Origin of the sequence: Breznakia pachnodae, assembly GCF_030814225.1 — a bacterium.
Taxonomy (GTDB): domain Bacteria; phylum Bacillota_I; class Bacilli_A; order Erysipelotrichales; family Erysipelotrichaceae; genus Breznakia; species Breznakia pachnodae.
This window is the reverse complement of the sequence record NZ_JAUSUR010000004.1, coordinates 44,549-62,818: the sequence shown is the minus strand read 5'-3', so window position 1 is coordinate 62,818 and position 18,270 is coordinate 44,549. Positions and strand designations below refer to the sequence as shown.

Sequence of the window (18,270 nt, the reverse complement as noted above, 5' to 3'; positions counted from 1 at the left end):
AAATGGAAAATAATAAAGAAAAAGGAATTTTGTGTTACGACTATCAATTCAATTATTTTGGAGAAAAGAAATTTGAAGGTCAGCTTGTAACGGGTGCAACGGTTTCAATTGCTTTTCATATTACCAGTGATGATGGAAAAGAACAATTGTTTGATGAAGAAACTGCAATAGAAATCAATGGAGAAGAATATTACTTATGTGATGTAATAAGCGTTTCTTACGATTTAGAAAAAGGATTTGAAATCAATCCATCGCTTAATCAGGCAAATAAAGTTATCATGGAGAAACTTTCCGGAATTCATTTTGAAGTTGTGAGTTATTCCATTGATGTATTAGAAGGTACACTCCGTGATAATCCTACATTAAGTGATAATGTGAAACTAAAACTTGGAAGTATTTTAGACTTACCTTCAAGCAGATCAATTACTGTTAGTGAGGAAGTATTTATGAATTTTGTGTGTAATGACGAAGAATTTGATATATCAGATAACAAGAATGCCCAAGTTCCCAGTTCTTGGATCAAAACTAAAGATAGGAGGAGTGATGTAAATGAAATCAATAATGATTAGTATCAATCCACCATATACCCATCAGATACTATCAAAAGAGAAGTGGTATGAATTTAGAAAGAAGATCCTGAAAGATATGCATCCAAGAACTGAATTTAGCTTAACAGAGTGGTATGCGTCTTTTTATCGCTTTAATACTAGTGAGAATTGGTTGAAATTAAGAAATGATGATTTTCATCAAGCATGCACGAATAAAGAGCCTATGAATGAAGTAACCAAAATCTATATCTATGAAACAAAAAACAAAGGTGGAAGTGGAAAGATAGTAGGAGAAGCAGATTTATTTACTGTTTTCCCAATTGGCTATATTAGAGAAAAAGAGGAAGGTTATCGTGTTGATTGTGACTATGCAAAATGTAGGCATCTTGCCATAAAAAACTTATATCTAGACTGGTGTTTTATGAATAACTTAAAACCGAATTTAAATGAAGGTTGGTTTTCAAGTAAAAAGTTTATATCTTATCTTGAGAAAATCGGATGGGAAACACATGATTTCGATTATATTCTATGGTTTGCCAATGTACAGGAATACCAGAAGTCTATAGAAATATCAGAATTTTTGGATAGTAAAGGAAATGTAATGAGTAGACCACCACAAAATATGTGTTATGCAGAAATGAGAGGTACAGAGAATGATTAAAAAAATTGTAGATAAAATAAAAAATAAATGGAATGAACAAAATGATGAACAAAAGCTTTACTTTACAGCACAAGTATTTCGAGATATTGATAAACTATTTTTAGGAATTTTAAATGTAATATATGCAATTGGTTTTTGGATTGGAGTATTAGGGGCTATTCACATAAGCACAACATTTATCCAGGAAGGTGGAGTTGTCCCTTTTGATGAAAAGACAGTAATTAGGTTTATTGTTCTGCTGTTACCAATCCTTATGATTGTTGCTTTTCTAACATGGATGTCAAATAGCGCTTCCAATAGAAAAACAAACATAATAGTGCATTATTTAACTATAGATATGATTGTAATGATTTTATCTTTTTTTGGAGTGTTGATTACATTTTATATGTTTAATGATTTATTGCATGTTTTGTGGCTCCTAATTGTTTGGATCATATGTAAAGTAATAAAGCTTATCATAGATGTACGAAATGACAAGAAGTATGATATTTCGATTGTTTTAGATGATACAACAATAAAAGGATATTATGTTTTGGAAAAGTCAAAAACGTGTTCAATGCCAGAAGTGGTTGGAGATAGTATTCAAGTTAAAAATAGAGAAGTAATTTTACAGAAATTATTCAATACAACTTTGAAACTTAGTAAAGAAGAAATTGGGTTATTGGAATCATATTTGGAAATGATTTTTAATAATTGTGAATTGGAGGATCTATATAGAAACGAAGCTGGAGAATTAACAACAGATGAGCAAGAGAATTATATAAAGGTAAATCAGGAGATGTTGTTAAAAGCAGCGGATGCAATGCTTGATGATTTATTTAAATATCAAAATCAATACTCTGATTTATTAGAAAGCAAACTTGACGATGACGTAGTGTTAGATATATTGGAAATTAGAATCCCTTTTATTTTGTTAAGTAATATTGCAAACGATTTATTAGCAAATTCAAATAAGCAAGTATTGTTTACTATGAATAATAATAGAGATACTGTGAATTTTGACGATATGAAGTATAAAGAGGCATTTCTAAAACTGCAAGAGATTATGAAAGAATCAATTAGGAACGAAAATTACAAACATGTAATTGATAAGCCGTTACATAAGGTTGATGTACATTTAGTTGTGTGTAATTTGAGCAATCATATAAAGCAAACAAAGATGGATCTATATCCATCTTTTAATTTGGGTGGTGAAGAAAATGAATGATTATATACCACAAAGAAGGAGTTTGAACACTGAAGAGTTAAAAAGAGTTTTTCCAGATTATAGAAAAGATGATTATGTTTTATGGATCATCATGGATTTATTTGTTTGCCATGCAATAGAGGAAGTAAAAGGACAGGTCATAATTGAAACAAGTAAAGGTGATCAGATAATTCCATTTGATGATAATCAAATAGTGAAAAAACCTTATATCAATAAAAGGATATGGCAAATTGCAGCTAAGCAAGGACGGAAAAAGACAATAGGCATCCCAATAGTTTTTAATTCTTTTGAAGAAATGAGTGATGTGACTAAAGTATTTGTACGATGGGATTGTGAGTATTTATCATATATGTGCGATGAGCCTTTTAATTTTAGTTTATCAGTGTGCATAGCTGAATATGAGTTATCATTTACCAAAAATGAAAATGACCGTATATATGCACTATATTCGAAAAGCACTCTACTGTGTGACACCAAACACAATAGAAACAATTATAGTGAGGTTGTAGGTTGTATAGCGAGTCTAGACTTTGATGATGGTTGGTTTATAAATGAGTATATAGATTATACTTCTGCGTCAAGAAAAATAACAAAAGAAGAAACTACATTTCTAGCAAATCTATTAAACAGTTTAGAGAAGGAAAAAAACTACTTTAAGGATAGAGTGAATACCTTATCAATACCAGTAGACAGTGAAATTGATGTAGAAATAATTAGATACAAAGTAAAGTATAATGCAAAACCATTACAAATAAATTAGAGAGCTTAACTTCGTTGATGAGCAATCAATTACATATAAAATGGATTCAAAAAATTGACTTCTTTAAAATAGTGTATTATTATTAATAATATAAGTATTATCAAAAGGAGAATGGTATGAAATCAAAGACATATGTAGTTAGTGAAGAATTAATGATTGTGGTTAGAAAATGGGCTTCAAGTCGATCAATAAACATTAGTGATGAGGTAACTAAGTTTATTCACGATTTTAATATGAGTAACGCAAAACTGAATTTAGCAAATAAGTATGTATTAAATTCCATTAGTGACAAAATTAATGTATCCTTATATCTTGACAAAAGGGTTATAAGAGAAATTGAAGAACTTTCAAAGTCATTACAATTAACGATATCTCAAGTAATGATGGCGGTTTTATATTCAATTTTAGAAAAAAATCAAATTTCAAAGTTTACAAATGGACCGATAACGCTGCTTATTGAAGAAAGAATACACTATTTATTTCCTGTTCAAAATAACAATTATCTTTTTATCTATAAGCAGAGAGTTGTTGGTTATGAACTTTATTATCTGTTTTTAGATGAAACAAATAAAATTATACATTTTTCAAATTCATCTACTAATAGATCATTAGAAGTGAGGTTTGCTGACATTGGCAGAAGTTTTATAAATATTATAAGAGCAGATTTGATTAATGAGTTATCAAAGTATTTATTGTTTGATGCTAATGATTATTCTTATTATATTTACACTAATAATAATCTTTCAGGCGATGCATATATAAGTGAATATTCATATGAGAATGATACATTCATAAGAAACTTTAGTGATTATAGTGATTCAAAATTGTATTATCCTTTCTTGGAATATGCTTTTTTATTGGAATGTAAAATTGATGAATTTGGATATAATAAGAAGTTGGAAAATGCAAAGAAAAAATATATAGATAATAAATATCTCATTGAAGAAAATAAATCAATTCAGGAAGTTATAAATTCCATATTGAACTTTAGGTATACATTGGAGGATAGTGATGATGAAATAAAAAAAGAGTTCATATTTAAGACAGTTGAACTCATAAATAATATTCGTGTATATATTAGTAAATTAACAGTTGATCAGCAAAAGGTTTTACTTGACATAGTCAAAGATATTTTATCTTCAAAAGTCTTGGCAATGCAGAAGAGTAACAAATTAAATACAGATGATGGAAGGTTTGCCTATTACATTGGTAATATTTCTGGATATAAAGAGACCAATTTTGGAAATAAATACATTGAGGTATTCAAGCGTGGTGTGCTAAATGAAGATGTAGTCATAGACTATTTAAATGATATAATTAATGATATTGAACATATGCAAAATGATTTTGTTCTAAGAAATTTAGAAACGATACTTTCGAATCTTTATTATTATGCAAAGCAAGTCACAAGTCAGCAAAAAGAAATTTGGAAAATAAAAATAGATATCTTAATAGAAGAATTAAGTACAAAGCAAAAAAAACTTAGGCTGATGCAACTGGAAGATAATAATATAGAGAAGTAGAAATCAACTAGCGAAATAAGAGGAAGAGATGGTGAAATTTCCATCTTTTTTTATAGTAAATTAACGGAGGTAATATGAAACTAGTAATAGCAGAAAAGCCAGCATTAGCAAAAGATATAGCTAATGCCATTTTAGATAGAAAAGAAGAAAGAAATGATGTAATATATGGGAATGATTATGCCATTGTCTCAGCATATGGGCATTTGTTAACGTTAGCAGATCCACAAGTATATGATGAGAAATATAAAACATGGAACATAAATGATTTACCAATATACTTTGAGAATTGGAAAAGGGTACCAGACAACGAAGGCTATAAAAGAAAAAGATTGGCACTTATTGGTAAATTATTAAAAGAAAGTGATGAAGTCATTCATGCAGGGGATCCAGATGATGAAGGACAACTTTTAATTGATGAAATTTTAGATTATTTCAGTTACAAAGGGAAGGTATATCGAGTTCTTATAAATGATAATATTCCTGAAAATATAAAGAAGGAATTTCAAGTGCTAAAGGATAATCAAGAATTTCGAAAATTAGGATTAGCAGCATATGCCAGACAAATGGCTGATTTGGCTTTTGGTATTAATGAAACAAGATTAGCAAGTTTGAAATTAGGGTTATCTAACATATCAACAGGTAGAGTACAAACACCAACATTGGGGTTGGTTGTAAGTAGGGACAGAGCAATAGAAAATCATGAAAAACAACGTTATTATGAATTGATGCTAAAAATGAATCTGACTTCGAATAGTAATAGTTATTCTGATGTAATAGCAAAGTTTAAATTTAATAAAGAAAACGATACTGAACAATTAGTTACAGACAAATCATTTTATAGTGATATCATTAACGGGCTGACCGATTTCAAAGGCGAAGTAGAAGTAACAAACAAGCCAAAGAAAAATGCTCCACCTCTACCTTATAATCTTACAAAATTGCAGAGTGATATGAATAAAAAATATGGATATGGAATTAAGCAAACGCTTGATATTACTCAGTCACTTAGAGATAAATACAAAGCAATTACTTATAATCGAAGTGATTGCCAATATTTAAGTGACGAATTCTACGAGAAAGCACCAGGTGTATTAGCAGTAGCGTTAAGTAATGTGAATAGCTCATTACCGTTAGATTATTCTATAAAATCAAAGTGCTTCAGTAGTGAAAATGTTTCAGCGCACCATGCAATCATTCCTCAAAACATTAAACTTGATATTAGTAAGTTCACTGAAGCGGAAAGAAATGTGTATGTTGCAATTGTTGAAAGATATGCAATGCAATTTTTACCTACAGAGAAAATTGAAGAATCAGAATTTAAACTACCATATAAAACAGGTGTATTTGTTTATAAAGAAAGTAGGGTAGTAGACAGTGGTTATAAAAAATACTTTTCAAATAAATCGGACCAAGAAAATCATGAAATATTTGTTGAAGAAGGAATATATGATTTTGCATCTAAAGATTATGAAATTATCGAAAAAGAAACGAAACCCTTAAAAAGATATACACCTGCATCTCTTAACAGTGATCTAAGTAGTATAGCCAAATATGTATCAGATGAGAAAATTAGAAATATATTGAAGGAAAAGGATAAGGGAGTTAAGGGAGAAAATGGATCGATTGGCACAGTAGCGACAAGAGGTGCAATTATTGAATTGCTATTAAAGAGAAAATTTTTAGAAATGAAAGGTAATTCAATTATTTCTACTACATTAGGTAGAGAATTCTATGATTTACTACCGGATGGAATTAAAACAGCTGATTTAACTGCATTGTGGTGGTTGATACAGGAAGATATAAAAAATGGAACAAGAGATGTTAATGATTTGCAAAAGTCTGTAGTTAATGAATTTCGCTCTCACATGGATAGTGCATACAAGAATGTATCAATCACTGCGAGTAAGCCAAACAAAATAATAGTAGGTAAATGCCCTTTATGTGGATCTAATGTAATAGAAGGTAAAACAACTTGGTATTGTGAAAAGTATAGTAAGGATGATAGTGGATGTGACTTTCGATTATTTGAAAATGTTAAGTACTTTGATAATACTTTAAAGTTAACAAGCAATAAGGTAACTCAACTACTAGCAGGGAAGTCTGTGGAGTTTAATATTAAAAGTAAATTAGGAAAAAAATATCCAGCAGAATTTGAACTTGTACTTAATGGTAAATATGCAAATCTTAGAAAAATTTAGGATGATTAATAACGAGAAACAGAAGCAGCTGTTAAAATTTGTCTCTGTTTTTTTTATGCTAGTATGTCTTCTCCACTTAAATTATTGTCCTGTATTTGTTAAAGTAACTAATGAATTCCCTCCATCATCCTTAAATGATTTATCAGAAGATGATAAACATATGAACAGGGAGGACAAAATTGATGGATGAAAACGGAAGGATGAATGTTGCGTATCTAAGAGTTTCAACAGAGGAGCAAGTTAGAGGTTTTTCAATTGCTAACCAAGAGTTAACAGTAATTAGAACTGCTGAAGTACAACAAATGACAATAGATAAGTTCTTTATTGATGAAGGCAAATCAGCATTTCAAAAAAATGTGGTTAGAAAAGATTATAATGAGATGATACAGTTAGTAAAGGAAGATAAAATAGCAAATATATTTATATGGAAATTAGATCGCTTAGTTAGGAATAGTGTGAAAACAGAACAACTATTTATCTTGTTTCATAAACATAATGTAAATGTAGTATCCTCGACAGAAAATACTCTGGATTTCACAACAGCTGATGGAAGAGCAAATATAAGAAGAAAAGGAGTGGATAACCAATATGAAAGTGAGAGAACAAGTGAAAGAACATCAGCATCTCTAAAAACAAGTGCAGAAAAGGGGAATTATCCTAAATCTATTATCCCATTAGGGTATAAGAGGATTCATAATGAATTTGGATCAGCACCTTTGATGCTTGATGAGGAAATTGCACCGAAGGTAAGGTATATATTTGAGAAAATACATGATGAGAAATTAGGAATTCGAAAAATGTTGGCATGGTTAAATTCAAATCATTATTTAAAAGATCATTGGAATGAAGATGTTTTGTTAACCTTAGTTAAGAATAAAATCTATATTGGAACATATCAAAATACGTTACGAAATCCTAAATTAGTAATAAAAAATCATACGCCAAAACTTATTTCAGAAGAATTGTTTTATGCAGTTCAAAGGGATCTGCAAAAGCGATACAAGGCAATAAATAAGTATAAATATGATTTTAAAAGGTATGTATATTGTAAAATATGTGACACAGAAATGAAAGCACAGCCTGCAAAAAATGGAAAAAGTAAAAACGTATATTTATACTACTACTGTCCGTGTTGCAAAAAAAGAATTAATCACAAAAAGTTATATGAGTCAATACAATATGATTTAGATGTAATTATCGTTCAGTTATTAGAGGCAACTCCTGCGAGTGAGAATCAAAAGAAACTAGAGAATGTGCAACATCTGATAGATGAGAATGATGAAAATCTTATTAATTCTCTAATAAATGAAGAGTATCATCGTAATAAGGAACATGAGCTACTAAAGAAAAGAATGGAATTAGTAGATTTGATTAATCAACAATCTAAAAATAATATAAAATGGAAGGATTTTGATTATTCGAAGAAAAGAGATTTTCTAAGAAACTATGTAGATAGAATTGAAGTCGATAGTTTTGATGATAATAACATTGAAGTAAATATAGTGTTGAAAAGTAAAGAAACTAAATAGAAATTATAATAACTTAAAACTTAGCATATATTAATATAGTGATGAGGATTGTGGAGGGGGTTCACAAAACGAGTAATTGCAAATATCAAAGTAAATACTCTGCAGCATTATCTATAAAAATGGCTATAAAAAAATGAAAATGAAGAATGAAAATGTGGACTTTCTCATTTCGCTTTTCTCATTTTCTTGATTTTCTTAAGAAAAAAGTATATTGATTTTTATAATGTAAGGGCTTACAATATAAAAAAGGAGGTAAACTATAATGGAAGATTTCTTAATAATAGAAGATATCGTTGATGAAGATAATGAAAACTTTCAGTTTGATTTTCAATATGAATGATTGATTCATGAGAACTAGTGAAAAATTTTACTAGTTCTCGCATAATGAGGTGAAATATGTATGAATTAACAAGCTACAATATAATAAACGAATTAGACAAAAATCATTTACTTATTTTTAATTCATTATCTAGGGCAGTAATAAAAATAAGTAAAAATAAATTACAAGAGTGTTTAGAAAACCCAGGTTTTCAAGGAGATATAGGAGAATATCTTTTAAAAGGCTTTTTTATTTATAAACATGGATCAGATGAAAAAAGTTTATTTTCATATATTTATAAAAACCTTAACACAGAAACTAGGAGAATTGGTGTAACGCTTGTTCCTTCTAGATTATGTAATTTGCGATGTACATATTGTATACAGAATAACCTTTTTAATAATCATGATAGTCATTTTATGACTGAAAAAATAATAGATAATTATTACACTTGGCTTTTAGAGTATATTCAAAAATTTAAAACGGAGGAAATTGGGTTCAATTTTTATGGTGGTGAACCATTAATGATAAACAAAAGCATTTTATTATACTTAATAAAAAAAATGAATAGTCTACCAGTTAAAACCAAATTTATTATGGTAACTAATGGAATGAGATTATTAGATCATCCAGATATAATTCCATACATCGATTCTTATAGAATCACAATTGATGGACTATCAGCTTTGCATGATTCAAGAAGAGTGTGTCCTGATGGCTCAGGAAGTTATAGGAAAATTGTTGCAAATATAAATAAATACATTAAAAAATATGGGAAGAAAAATATTAGCATCCGAATGAATGTTGATAAAGATAATCGCTTATATTTAAAAGAAGCTGTAGATCAAATACTATCAAATATTGAAAGTAGCGATATTGAGTTCAGATTATTTCCTGTAGTCCCAAACAAAAAAAATGTAAACTTTAAAAGTTTGCATGAAGATTTGGTTGCAACAGCAAATCAAATGTATGATTGCTATTTACATCTTAAGCGAAAGTATAATATTAAACCTTTTATTTTCTCTATGAACTGTGGAATATCATCATTCGGAAGATGGGTTTTCGACACAGATGGGTCTTTACATAAGTGTTGCTCACACATTGGATTTGATGAAAAAAAAGTGGGAAGCTTAACTAGCAAACTTTTCAATGAAAATTATTATGACTATCTGAATAGAGAGTATGACTTAGAGTGTCAAGAGTGTGCATATATTAATTACTGCGGAGGTGGATGTAAATGGCAGGAAGAAATGCATGGAGAAAAACAGTGTTTAAAAGAATTCTATGATTCTTACATACCTAGAATGATTAAACTAATTTATGCAGATTGTTGAGAAAACTATAAATTTTATATACAAGAAGGAGGTGAGATATATGTGGAGAAAATTAATCTACTTAACAAAGCATCACAATGATGGTTGGCAATCCGCTGCATGGCAATCGGCTAAGTAGACTACGCATAATGATATCATTTCCATTTGATATCATTATGCTTTCTTTTATAAAATATCGATACGGAAACGGGAGGAAATTTATGATTAAAGAAATAGAATTCACTTTAGATGAGTGGAAATCGACAAGAAAAAATACTATTGAGTTAATAAATGATTTAAAAAATGAAGACATTGACTTTAATTTACCTAGGCCAATATTGAACACTTTAAAAAAACATTTTCAGGAAATGATTGACATTCAGCAAGCATATGTAATGGCGATTGAAAAAGGAAATATGAGTTTTGACCTAACTTCAGATACTTATCACGGTGAGATTAGTTATATTGAGTTAACGAATATGATGAAAGAGTTGGATGAATCGATGGTTAATATTATAGCTAGAAAAGATCATCTATTTACAATTGATTGGTTTGGAGACATCAAAACTATTTCAAGTCATTTATGTTCTTTGGTAGCTCATGAAACTTTTCATCAGGGACAGATTGTTGCTTTTTATTATACTCTAGGTAGAGCAATACCTGAATTAGTAGCTGAAGATTGGGCATTGCCACAAACTGAAAATAGGAATTAGGAGAGAAATTACTGTGAAAAATAAAATGTTATCAAATAATCTTTTTACTCCACTAGTGACTTATGATGAGTGGATAAAAGAGTTTCCAAAGGTTGATCGTGAATATGTATGGAGTTACCCTCTTTATCATGGTCCTAATGCTTTTGATCCTCGGGATATTTTCATGGAGACGGATATACCAATTACTTCTTATGATACTGTAGTTTATATACATGTACCTGCATGTTTATTTAGATGTCCAATGTGCCCCTTTTATGTAGAAATAATTAAAAGTAGAAAAGAATTAGGAAGGTATTTTGAAGCAATTATTAAAGAAATAAAAATGTATAAAATGGCTGCATTAACAAAAAAATTAAATTTAAAAACTATATATTTTGGAGGGGGAACAGCGTCACTACTATATCCAGAAGAGATTGAGCGCATAATTCAAGAAATAAAAAAAGTTATACCCTACAATGGAGAAATCGAGATTACAGTAGAAGGTCATCCTAGTACAGTGGATTACAATTACTTATCTGCATTAAAAGAAATAGGAGTCAATAGAGTCTCTTTCGGTATACAAACATTTTGTGATTGTTCACTCAAAACGTTAGGATTACATCAAACTTCAAAGCAAAATGAGAGAGTTTTAAAAGATTGTGTAAACTTGGGATTTAAAACAGTTGCTGCTGATCTACTTTATAGGCTTCCTAATCAAAACATAAATGATTTAAAAGAGCAATTAGAAAAATTTATTAATATTGGAGTAAATTCAATTAGTGCATATAGCTTAGAATTGTCTGTTAGACAGTCAGCAATAGAAAAAATACAACCAACAGAGGCCGAAGACCAAAGTATGTTTTATGTAATAAATGATTACTTGACTAGTAAGGGGTGGGATCATACTGCGCAACCAGATTATGCAAAAAACGGACACATTCAACAAGAGATATTAACTACCTGGAAGGCACCGCAAGGTCAAACTATAGGTCTTGGTGCTGGAGCAAGTTCTGTATTTAATGGGAATACATATTGTAATGTGCATAATATAGAAGAATATAAAAATGCTATATCTGAACAATGTTTGCCTGTTTTGATAGGACAGAAATTTACAATCGAAGATGCAATGAGTAGGTATGTCGTTTTAGGTGTGAGGTGTTTTAAAATTCCATACAAAGAATTCAGGGAAATATTCAACTGTGAATTTAGAAATATATATAGAAATGAAATTGAAAAATTAAAATCATTCGGTTTGGTAGAAGAAAAAGATGATAGCATGATTGTTACAAAAAAAGGCAAGTATTATGTGGATAACATTTCTAAGGAGTTTTATTCTGTTTCTAATAGATGTAGATTGCAACCTTGGGGGGAGAAAATGCAAGGTTTAATTAGTCAAAGTTATTTAAAAGTAAAAGTAGAGGAGATTTAAATTTGAAAAAAGATAGTTGGCAGGTGAATTATCCTGCGGGAATAATTAAATATATTGATTTATTTAGAGAAAAGTATTTCCAATATCCCAAATTTGATAAGATTCTTGATAAATATATAAAGAAATATAAGAAAAGTAATGGGAATAGAGTTTTATCATTAGGTTCAGGAACAGGAAGACATGAAGTTGAGTTAGTTAAATTAGGATATAATGTGACTGCAATTGAAAAGAATAAAGAGTCCATTGAAATTGCAAAAGAATATGCAAGAAAATCCAATGTAGAAATTAACTTTATTGAGTATGATTTTTTGAATAATAATATGGCAAACAATTTTATGAATATAAATGAACAGTTTGATATAGTACTTTTACTATTGGTTCCTATTAGTATAGATGATTATTCTGTTACTTTGGACAATATCAAAAGTTTAATTAAAGAAGGTGGTGTTTTTATTACAGATGTTTTTGGTTATGAAAATGATGTAAATATAAATGAATCTTTTATAGAATCTAATATCGAGGTAGCAGATGATAAAATAGGTGATTTTGCAGTTAGATTAAATTATTACGAATATGATGGATACCTCGTTAAATGGGATGCAGTATACTTATACAAAGATATATCTGGAAAATTAAATATGGACAAAGATAGAGACTATTTAGATGTCATACCAGATGAATATTTAGATTCACCTTTATCATATGATGAAAAAGAATATGAAATTTTACCAAAACATAAATTGGTCGAAGTTGATAAATGTATTAATCCACCACACATGGTTGAGTACTTTGTTGGGTGGAGGAAAGTAAGAGAATAATATGCCAAATCTTTCAAAACGAATATATTATGAAATTGAATCTAAGTGCAATCTTCAATGTATTCACTGTAGCGATTTGCTAAAAAGTAGTAAAAGAAAACAAATTAGCTCAAGTGATTTACTAAAATTTCATGAAATTGCAGTAAAAAAAGGAATTGAAACTTGTATCATTACAGGTGGAGAGCCAACTTTGCATAATGATTTTTTCACATTAGTTAGTGAACTATCAAAAGTAACTAAAGTTATTATTACTACAAACGGAACTACATTATCTATTGACGATTTGAAGTCAATGGTAATTGGAAATGATAACGTGATGGTTCAAATTAGTTTGGATGGCAGCACTCAGGAAACATTCGAAAAAATAAGAGGTAAGAATACGTATGTGAAAGTTGAAAAGCTTTTAAAAGATATTGTTAAGTATGAGATAGCAAATAAAGTTGGTATTTCTATGACGATAATGAATGAAAACATTCAGGAAGTTAGTAAAATGATATCTTTTTGTAAAGATAATGGTTTTTCTTATGTCTATTTTCCGGTTTTATTACCTGTAGGGAATGCAAAAAAAAGTTGGAAACAGATTGCGCCACCTATCAAAAAGCAGGTGAGTATCGAAAATGAAATAATTCAAAATATTATTGAAAATAAAAGTATTACGGAAATATCATCTAATAGGATTGAACAAATTATATCAAAAATTAATTCATGCGGAGAATCAGATTGTATTAATGAACTTACAATAAAAATCACTCCAGGTGGGTATATTTATCCTTGTCCTATTTCAGATGAAGACGGTTATTACATGGGACATATCAATGATGTAAAACAATCATCAGATATTGATAACCTAATAAAGGAATTTAATGAATATAAAGTACAAGAAGAAATAAATTATTTAAAGTTAGATGAATGTAGAGACTGTTCCGTATATAAATATTGCAAAGGTAGGTTTTGTGCTAATTGTAGGATGTCAGGCGAAAAGTGCGATAAAATAATTAAATATAACTGCTCAATTTTAAAGAGCCATTTAGAAAATGCAATTAAGGAGTTAAATGGATAAAGTGAGTGACAAACCATATAAAGAGACATTTGTTCCATTATATATTAGCAATGAATGTGATTCAGTGTGCAAAATATGTAATTTAAGGAAAAATAATAATAAAATTATTAGAAAAACAGCAACGAAAGAAGAAATATATGATCAACTGAATATCATATATTCGATAGAAAAAATAAGTGCGGTGTGTATTTTAACAGGTGAGCATATTACTGGAAGAAAGCGAAGAGATAATTTGGATTTGGTTATTTGGTCAATTAACCTAGCAATACAAATAGGCTTTAAAAAGGTTTATTTTAATATTGGAGCATTGACAGATGATGAAATAATTTATATTAGAAGAAATGTAATCAAAACCGAAGTTTTAATATTATCATTATTTCAAGAAACATATTCAAGAAGTAGTTATAAAAAGTTTTTTTCTAACAGCTTTATAAAAAATAGCCCCAAAGAGGATTTCGATTTCCGATATAAAACATGTGAAAAATGGATTGATCATGGTTTTGAGTCAGTTGATATAGGTATATTGGTAGGACTTAATGATTTAGAAGAAGATTTCAAATCATTAATAATTCATGCGGAAAAACTTAAAAGTAAAGGAGCTAATATATATATATCTTTACCAAGGGTTATAGGGAATAGCGAAAATTTCAAATTAATTAAAAATGAAAACTATATAAAGTTAATAAAGAATATGAAAAGTAAGTGTCCGTGGGCAAAAATAATAATGACATCGAGAGAAGATGTTAATTTAATAAAAAAAGTCTTAGAATATATCGATATTATTAGTCCAGGGTGTTCGGATGTCGTACCGTATAGAAAAGAAGGAAAAATAATTAATTCTGAATTAACTTCTCAATTTGTGGTCAGTAAAATTAGAGACAGACCATCGGAGTTTTTAAATAATTTTGAAATAGATTTTTGTTATTATAAAAATAATTAATACATTAGAGTAAAACAATAATAGGAAGGTAAAAAAAGAGTGAAAAACATTTATATTGGAGGACCCATTCAATATGTCACGGAATGTGGGGAATTTGATTCAGAAATAAAAAAAATATTTATCGATTTATTTGAATTTTTTAAAAAAAATGATTTTAGAGTGCTTTCAGCTCATTTAGAAGAAGATTTCGGAAAAAAAACTGATGATTTCTCTGCAGAAGACATATATATTCGAGATTCGAGATTTATGAAGATTTGCGACATATATTTATTTGTTATATTCGGTTCACAAGAAAATCCTTATTCAATTAGAAGTGATGGTACGTGTATTGAATTAGGATGGGCATTAGAAGCGAATAAAAAAATAATAATGATATGTCGCAAGGAACAGTTTGAAAATTGCTCGTATTTATTAAAAGGTGCAACAGATTTAAAAAAAATTAAGCATTATGAGACTGTAGAACAGTTAAAAAAAGATATTAGGAGTATTACATATGAATAATAAGGATAATTTATTTGATATATCGTTTCCGCTTATTGCTGCTGCTGGTCCTTATTCCGGAAATATAAAAGGCATAAAACGTTTATATGAGATTGGATTTGATTATATTACAACCAAAACTATTACAGATAAAGCTGACTATATTTCTGGCAGCATAGCAATCAAGAATGGGATGACATTTAATAAAGATGGATTTTCCAATATCAATTTTAGTGACTGGATAATATCATTAAAACATTTTCATTTATTAGATCGTGTTATAGTAAGTATTTTTTCAAAGGATGTTGAAGAGGCAATAAATATTGCATGTGAGATGGAGGCAATCGGAGTAAAATATATCGAATTATGTTGCTCTTGTCCAACATTTGGAGAAGAACCACTATGCTTTAATGAAGTTTTACTATATGAATACTGTAAAGCATTGTCTAGCAAAATTAAAATACCAATAATCGTTAAATTATTGCTGTCTACCGAAGAGAAGAAAAATCGTAGAATGGTTGAAATTGTAAAAAAAAGCGGTTGTCATGCTGTATCAGTAACCGATTGTTTGCCGATTATTGAATTTGATGATGAAGGGAAATTCGAGAAAAAGGGAATGACTGGAGATTTTATGAAATTTCTTGTATTGAAGTTTCTTGAGGATACAAAAGAAATAAATTTTCCAAAAATCGCTATAGGTGGTGTGTCTTCAAGCAGGGATTGTATTAATTATTTTAAATTGGGGGCAATAGGAGTGGGTCAATGCGCATGCTTATATACAAAAGGTGTTAGTGATGTTATTGATACAATTAAAAGAACAAAACAAATATTAGAAGAGGAAGAGTTATGAAATATTCAGAAATGACATGGAAAGAAATTGACTTAATTGAAAAAGATAAATGCTTATTTATATTACCAATAGGGTCTTGTGAACAACATGGACCACATTTACCAATGAATGTAGATGCTGAGATTAGTTTAAATTTATCGGAAATAATAGAGAATAATTATTATAGTGCATTACTCCCGCCAGTTAATTATTCATGCAGAAGTTTACCAAGCAGTGGTGGTGGGTATGAATTCCCAGGAACACTCTATGTGGACTCGAATATCTTCATTTCTTATTTGAAAAGCTTATTGCGTTCCATTTTTCAAAATGGTGCTAAAAATTTAATAATTCTTAATGGCCATTGGGAAAATGAATCCTGTATTTTTGAAGCAATTGAGCAGTTAAGGGAAGAGGAAGTTCTTATTGATATAAAAGTTATTGCATTCAGTTGGTGGAATTTAGTTTCTGGAGAAAAAATGAGAAATATTTTTGGAGAATTTGATAATTGGAGTATCGAGCATGCAGGGGCATCTGAAACTAGTTTGATGATGTATTTTAAACCTGAAAGTGTGAGAATTAATAAAATGAAAGATTGTATATCACCTCCTCCAGAAGGGATATACGCGTATCCGATTCCCAACAAATGGAAGGGGAATGATGGAGTGTTGAGTAAAGTTGAACACGTTACAGTAGATATGGGAAAAGAATTGTATGAATTATTGGAGCAGCAAATTATAAAGGTAGTTGAGGAAATATTATATGATTAATTCAATTACAACCATCCAATTAGAAAAATTAAAAAAAATAATAAAATTTTCAAAAGATAATAATGAATATTATAAAAAAAAATTCAGACATGTTGATGTAGAAAATATAAACGAATTAACATCAATACCGCTTACGAGCTCAATTGATTTATTTAAATTTTCAAAAGAATTTAAATCAAATATTTCCTTCTATAAGGTGTGCGCCAGTTCTGGTACATTAGGGAATCCAAAGTTAATGTTTAGAACTTATGAAGATTTTGAGTCTAGCATTTTCAATCAAATTATGTTAATGCAGAAAAGCGGTATAACCAGATACGATAAAATTGGAATTATTCAACCTTTTGGATTTTGGGGATATGGAGAAATAACTCAAATTGCCTCTAAACGGATAGGATTAGAAGTTTTTCCGTTGAATGATATTTCTGACAATATCTTGCTTGATATATTAATAGATTATAGGATTAATATAATAGATATTTCTCCTTCACGATTAAAAAGCCTAATAAAGCTTGGTATAAAAACAAATAAAATTAAATATTTATCTATTAAGACAATATTAAGTTCAGGAGAAAAGTTGGAGGAATCATTTATACATAAAGTGATTGAACTTTTAGGGTGTAAAATTTATAACCATTATGGAAGTGAAGAAACAGATGCATTAGGTTTTTCGGAAGAAAATTCCTCTCTAATTTATTTATTAAGTCATGACTTCATTTTCGAGGTGATAAATGATGATGGGTATGTAAAGGGGGGTGGAATAGGAAACCTGGTTATAACCTCCTTAAATTTGTTTGGGACACCTTTAATTAGATATGAAATTGGAGATGAAGTAAAAATAATTGATAAAGAAAAAGACCTTATCGAGATCATTGGCAGGTCAAACAATGGAGTTGTATTATATGATAGTGTTAAGTTATATCCTTTTCATATAGAAACTATTGTTCAAAAACATCTTAGTGCAGTAGATATCTGGCAATGTGAAATTAAAGAAATAAATGGAGTAATTCAATTGAAAATACTAATTAGAACAGATAATCCAATTTGCACAGACGTCATAGAGCAAGAAATAGCCAATGCGTCTATTGATATATATGAGTTATCAAAAGGAAATAAAATAGAAATTGAAGTACAGAAATGTGATGACCTTGAATTATCAAAAACTGGTAAAAACAAAAAAATTATTGATTTGAGGTAATA

General features: G+C 29.1%; 17 protein-coding genes. All 17 read left to right on the top strand.

Translation table 11 applies throughout. The features are described from left to right. Positions 1–2 precede the first annotated feature (2 nt). The 17 genes from J2S15_RS11340 to J2S15_RS11260 all read left to right on the top strand — a co-directional run bounded on the left by J2S15_RS11340 (position 3) and on the right by J2S15_RS11260 (position 18,268). On the top strand, positions 3–569 hold the full coding sequence (locus J2S15_RS11340; RefSeq protein ID WP_307408375.1) for a hypothetical protein: 567 nt from the start codon (positions 3–5) through the stop codon (positions 567–569). Beyond that, positions 550–1,209 carry a hypothetical protein gene (locus J2S15_RS11335; protein ID WP_307408373.1) on the top strand — a complete coding sequence of 220 codons (660 nt, stop codon included), beginning with the start codon at positions 550–552 and terminating at the stop codon, positions 1,207–1,209. Before J2S15_RS11340 ends, J2S15_RS11335 begins: the two co-directional genes overlap by 20 nt. After that, positions 1,202–2,416: a hypothetical protein gene (locus J2S15_RS11330; RefSeq protein WP_307408371.1), complete on the top strand. Its 1,215-nt coding sequence runs from the start codon at positions 1,202–1,204 to the stop codon at positions 2,414–2,416. The genes J2S15_RS11335 and J2S15_RS11330 overlap by 8 nt, the downstream gene beginning before the upstream one ends. Further along, positions 2,409–3,176: a hypothetical protein gene (locus J2S15_RS11325; RefSeq protein WP_307408369.1), complete on the top strand. Its 768-nt coding sequence runs from the start codon at positions 2,409–2,411 to the stop codon at positions 3,174–3,176. The genes J2S15_RS11330 and J2S15_RS11325 overlap by 8 nt, the downstream gene beginning before the upstream one ends. Before the next feature lie 116 nt (positions 3,177–3,292). Then, positions 3,293–4,699: a hypothetical protein gene (locus J2S15_RS11320; RefSeq protein ID WP_307408367.1), complete on the top strand. Its 1,407-nt coding sequence runs from the start codon at positions 3,293–3,295 to the stop codon at positions 4,697–4,699. A 74-nt stretch (positions 4,700–4,773) separates the two neighbouring features. Then, on the top strand, positions 4,774–6,897 hold the full coding sequence (locus J2S15_RS11315) for a DNA topoisomerase (RefSeq protein WP_307408365.1): 2,124 nt from the start codon (positions 4,774–4,776) through the stop codon (positions 6,895–6,897). A 182-nt stretch (positions 6,898–7,079) separates the two neighbouring features. Continuing rightward, positions 7,080–8,426 (top strand): recombinase family protein, encoded by a 1,347-nt coding sequence (locus tag J2S15_RS11310; RefSeq protein WP_307408363.1) that lies wholly within the window; start codon positions 7,080–7,082, stop codon positions 8,424–8,426. Between the two features lie 396 nt (positions 8,427–8,822). Beyond that, the gene (locus J2S15_RS11305; protein WP_307408361.1) at positions 8,823–10,079 is read left to right on the top strand and encodes a radical SAM/SPASM domain-containing protein; all 1,257 of its coding nucleotides are present in this window, start codon (positions 8,823–8,825) and stop codon (positions 10,077–10,079) included. Positions 10,080–10,279: 200 nt separating this feature from the next. Beyond that, positions 10,280–10,771 carry a DinB family protein gene (locus J2S15_RS11300; protein ID WP_307408359.1) on the top strand — a complete coding sequence of 164 codons (492 nt, stop codon included), beginning with the start codon at positions 10,280–10,282 and terminating at the stop codon, positions 10,769–10,771. A gap of 13 nt (positions 10,772–10,784) precedes the next feature. After that, positions 10,785–12,179 (top strand): coproporphyrinogen-III oxidase family protein, encoded by a 1,395-nt coding sequence (locus J2S15_RS11295; RefSeq protein ID WP_307408357.1) that lies wholly within the window; start codon positions 10,785–10,787, stop codon positions 12,177–12,179. A 2-nt stretch (positions 12,180–12,181) separates the two neighbouring features. Then, a complete protein-coding gene (locus tag J2S15_RS11290; RefSeq protein WP_307408355.1) occupies positions 12,182–12,997 on the top strand; it encodes a class I SAM-dependent methyltransferase in 816 nt (271 codons plus the stop codon). Position 12,998: 1 nt separating this feature from the next. Further along, positions 12,999–14,057: a radical SAM/SPASM domain-containing protein gene (locus J2S15_RS11285; protein WP_307408353.1), complete on the top strand. Its 1,059-nt coding sequence runs from the start codon at positions 12,999–13,001 to the stop codon at positions 14,055–14,057. Beyond that, positions 14,050–14,997 (top strand): hypothetical protein, encoded by a 948-nt coding sequence (locus J2S15_RS11280; protein WP_307408351.1) that lies wholly within the window; start codon positions 14,050–14,052, stop codon positions 14,995–14,997. The genes J2S15_RS11285 and J2S15_RS11280 overlap by 8 nt, the downstream gene beginning before the upstream one ends. A 39-nt stretch (positions 14,998–15,036) precedes the next feature. Beyond that, a complete protein-coding gene (locus J2S15_RS11275; RefSeq protein ID WP_307408349.1) occupies positions 15,037–15,498 on the top strand; it encodes a nucleoside 2-deoxyribosyltransferase in 462 nt (153 codons plus the stop codon). Then, positions 15,491–16,327, top strand: a complete 837-nt coding sequence (locus J2S15_RS11270) for a beta/alpha barrel domain-containing protein (RefSeq protein ID WP_307408347.1) — start codon at positions 15,491–15,493, stop codon at positions 16,325–16,327. Before J2S15_RS11275 ends, J2S15_RS11270 begins: the two co-directional genes overlap by 8 nt. Next, positions 16,324–17,073 (top strand): creatininase family protein, encoded by a 750-nt coding sequence (locus tag J2S15_RS11265; RefSeq protein ID WP_307408345.1) that lies wholly within the window; start codon positions 16,324–16,326, stop codon positions 17,071–17,073. Before J2S15_RS11270 ends, J2S15_RS11265 begins: the two co-directional genes overlap by 4 nt. Beyond that, positions 17,066–18,268, top strand: a complete 1,203-nt coding sequence (locus tag J2S15_RS11260; protein WP_307408344.1) for a phenylacetate--CoA ligase family protein — start codon at positions 17,066–17,068, stop codon at positions 18,266–18,268. Before J2S15_RS11265 ends, J2S15_RS11260 begins: the two co-directional genes overlap by 8 nt. Positions 18,269–18,270: the final 2 nt, after the last annotated feature.

Bases quoted from the DNA above. Each gene is read 5' to 3' on its own strand.
- J2S15_RS11340 (WP_307408375.1), top strand. From the start codon at position 3: ATGGAAAATAATAAAGAAAAAGGAATTTTGTGTTACGACTATCAATTC.
- J2S15_RS11335 (WP_307408373.1), top strand. From the start codon at position 550: ATGAAATCAATAATGATTAGTATCAATCCACCATATACCCATCAGATA.
- J2S15_RS11330 (WP_307408371.1), top strand. From the start codon at position 1,202: ATGATTAAAAAAATTGTAGATAAAATAAAAAATAAATGGAATGAACAA.
- J2S15_RS11325 (WP_307408369.1), top strand. From the start codon at position 2,409: ATGAATGATTATATACCACAAAGAAGGAGTTTGAACACTGAAGAGTTA.
- J2S15_RS11320 (WP_307408367.1), top strand. From the start codon at position 3,293: ATGAAATCAAAGACATATGTAGTTAGTGAAGAATTAATGATTGTGGTT.
- J2S15_RS11315 (WP_307408365.1), top strand. From the start codon at position 4,774: ATGAAACTAGTAATAGCAGAAAAGCCAGCATTAGCAAAAGATATAGCT.
- J2S15_RS11310 (WP_307408363.1), top strand. From the start codon at position 7,080: ATGGATGAAAACGGAAGGATGAATGTTGCGTATCTAAGAGTTTCAACA.
- J2S15_RS11305 (WP_307408361.1), top strand. From the start codon at position 8,823: ATGTATGAATTAACAAGCTACAATATAATAAACGAATTAGACAAAAAT.
- J2S15_RS11300 (WP_307408359.1), top strand. From the start codon at position 10,280: ATGATTAAAGAAATAGAATTCACTTTAGATGAGTGGAAATCGACAAGA.
- J2S15_RS11285 (WP_307408353.1), top strand. From the start codon at position 12,999: ATGCCAAATCTTTCAAAACGAATATATTATGAAATTGAATCTAAGTGC.
- J2S15_RS11280 (WP_307408351.1), top strand. From the start codon at position 14,050: ATGGATAAAGTGAGTGACAAACCATATAAAGAGACATTTGTTCCATTA.
- J2S15_RS11270 (WP_307408347.1), top strand. From the start codon at position 15,491: ATGAATAATAAGGATAATTTATTTGATATATCGTTTCCGCTTATTGCT.
- J2S15_RS11265 (WP_307408345.1), top strand. From the start codon at position 16,324: ATGAAATATTCAGAAATGACATGGAAAGAAATTGACTTAATTGAAAAA.
- J2S15_RS11260 (WP_307408344.1), top strand. From the start codon at position 17,066: ATGATTAATTCAATTACAACCATCCAATTAGAAAAATTAAAAAAAATA.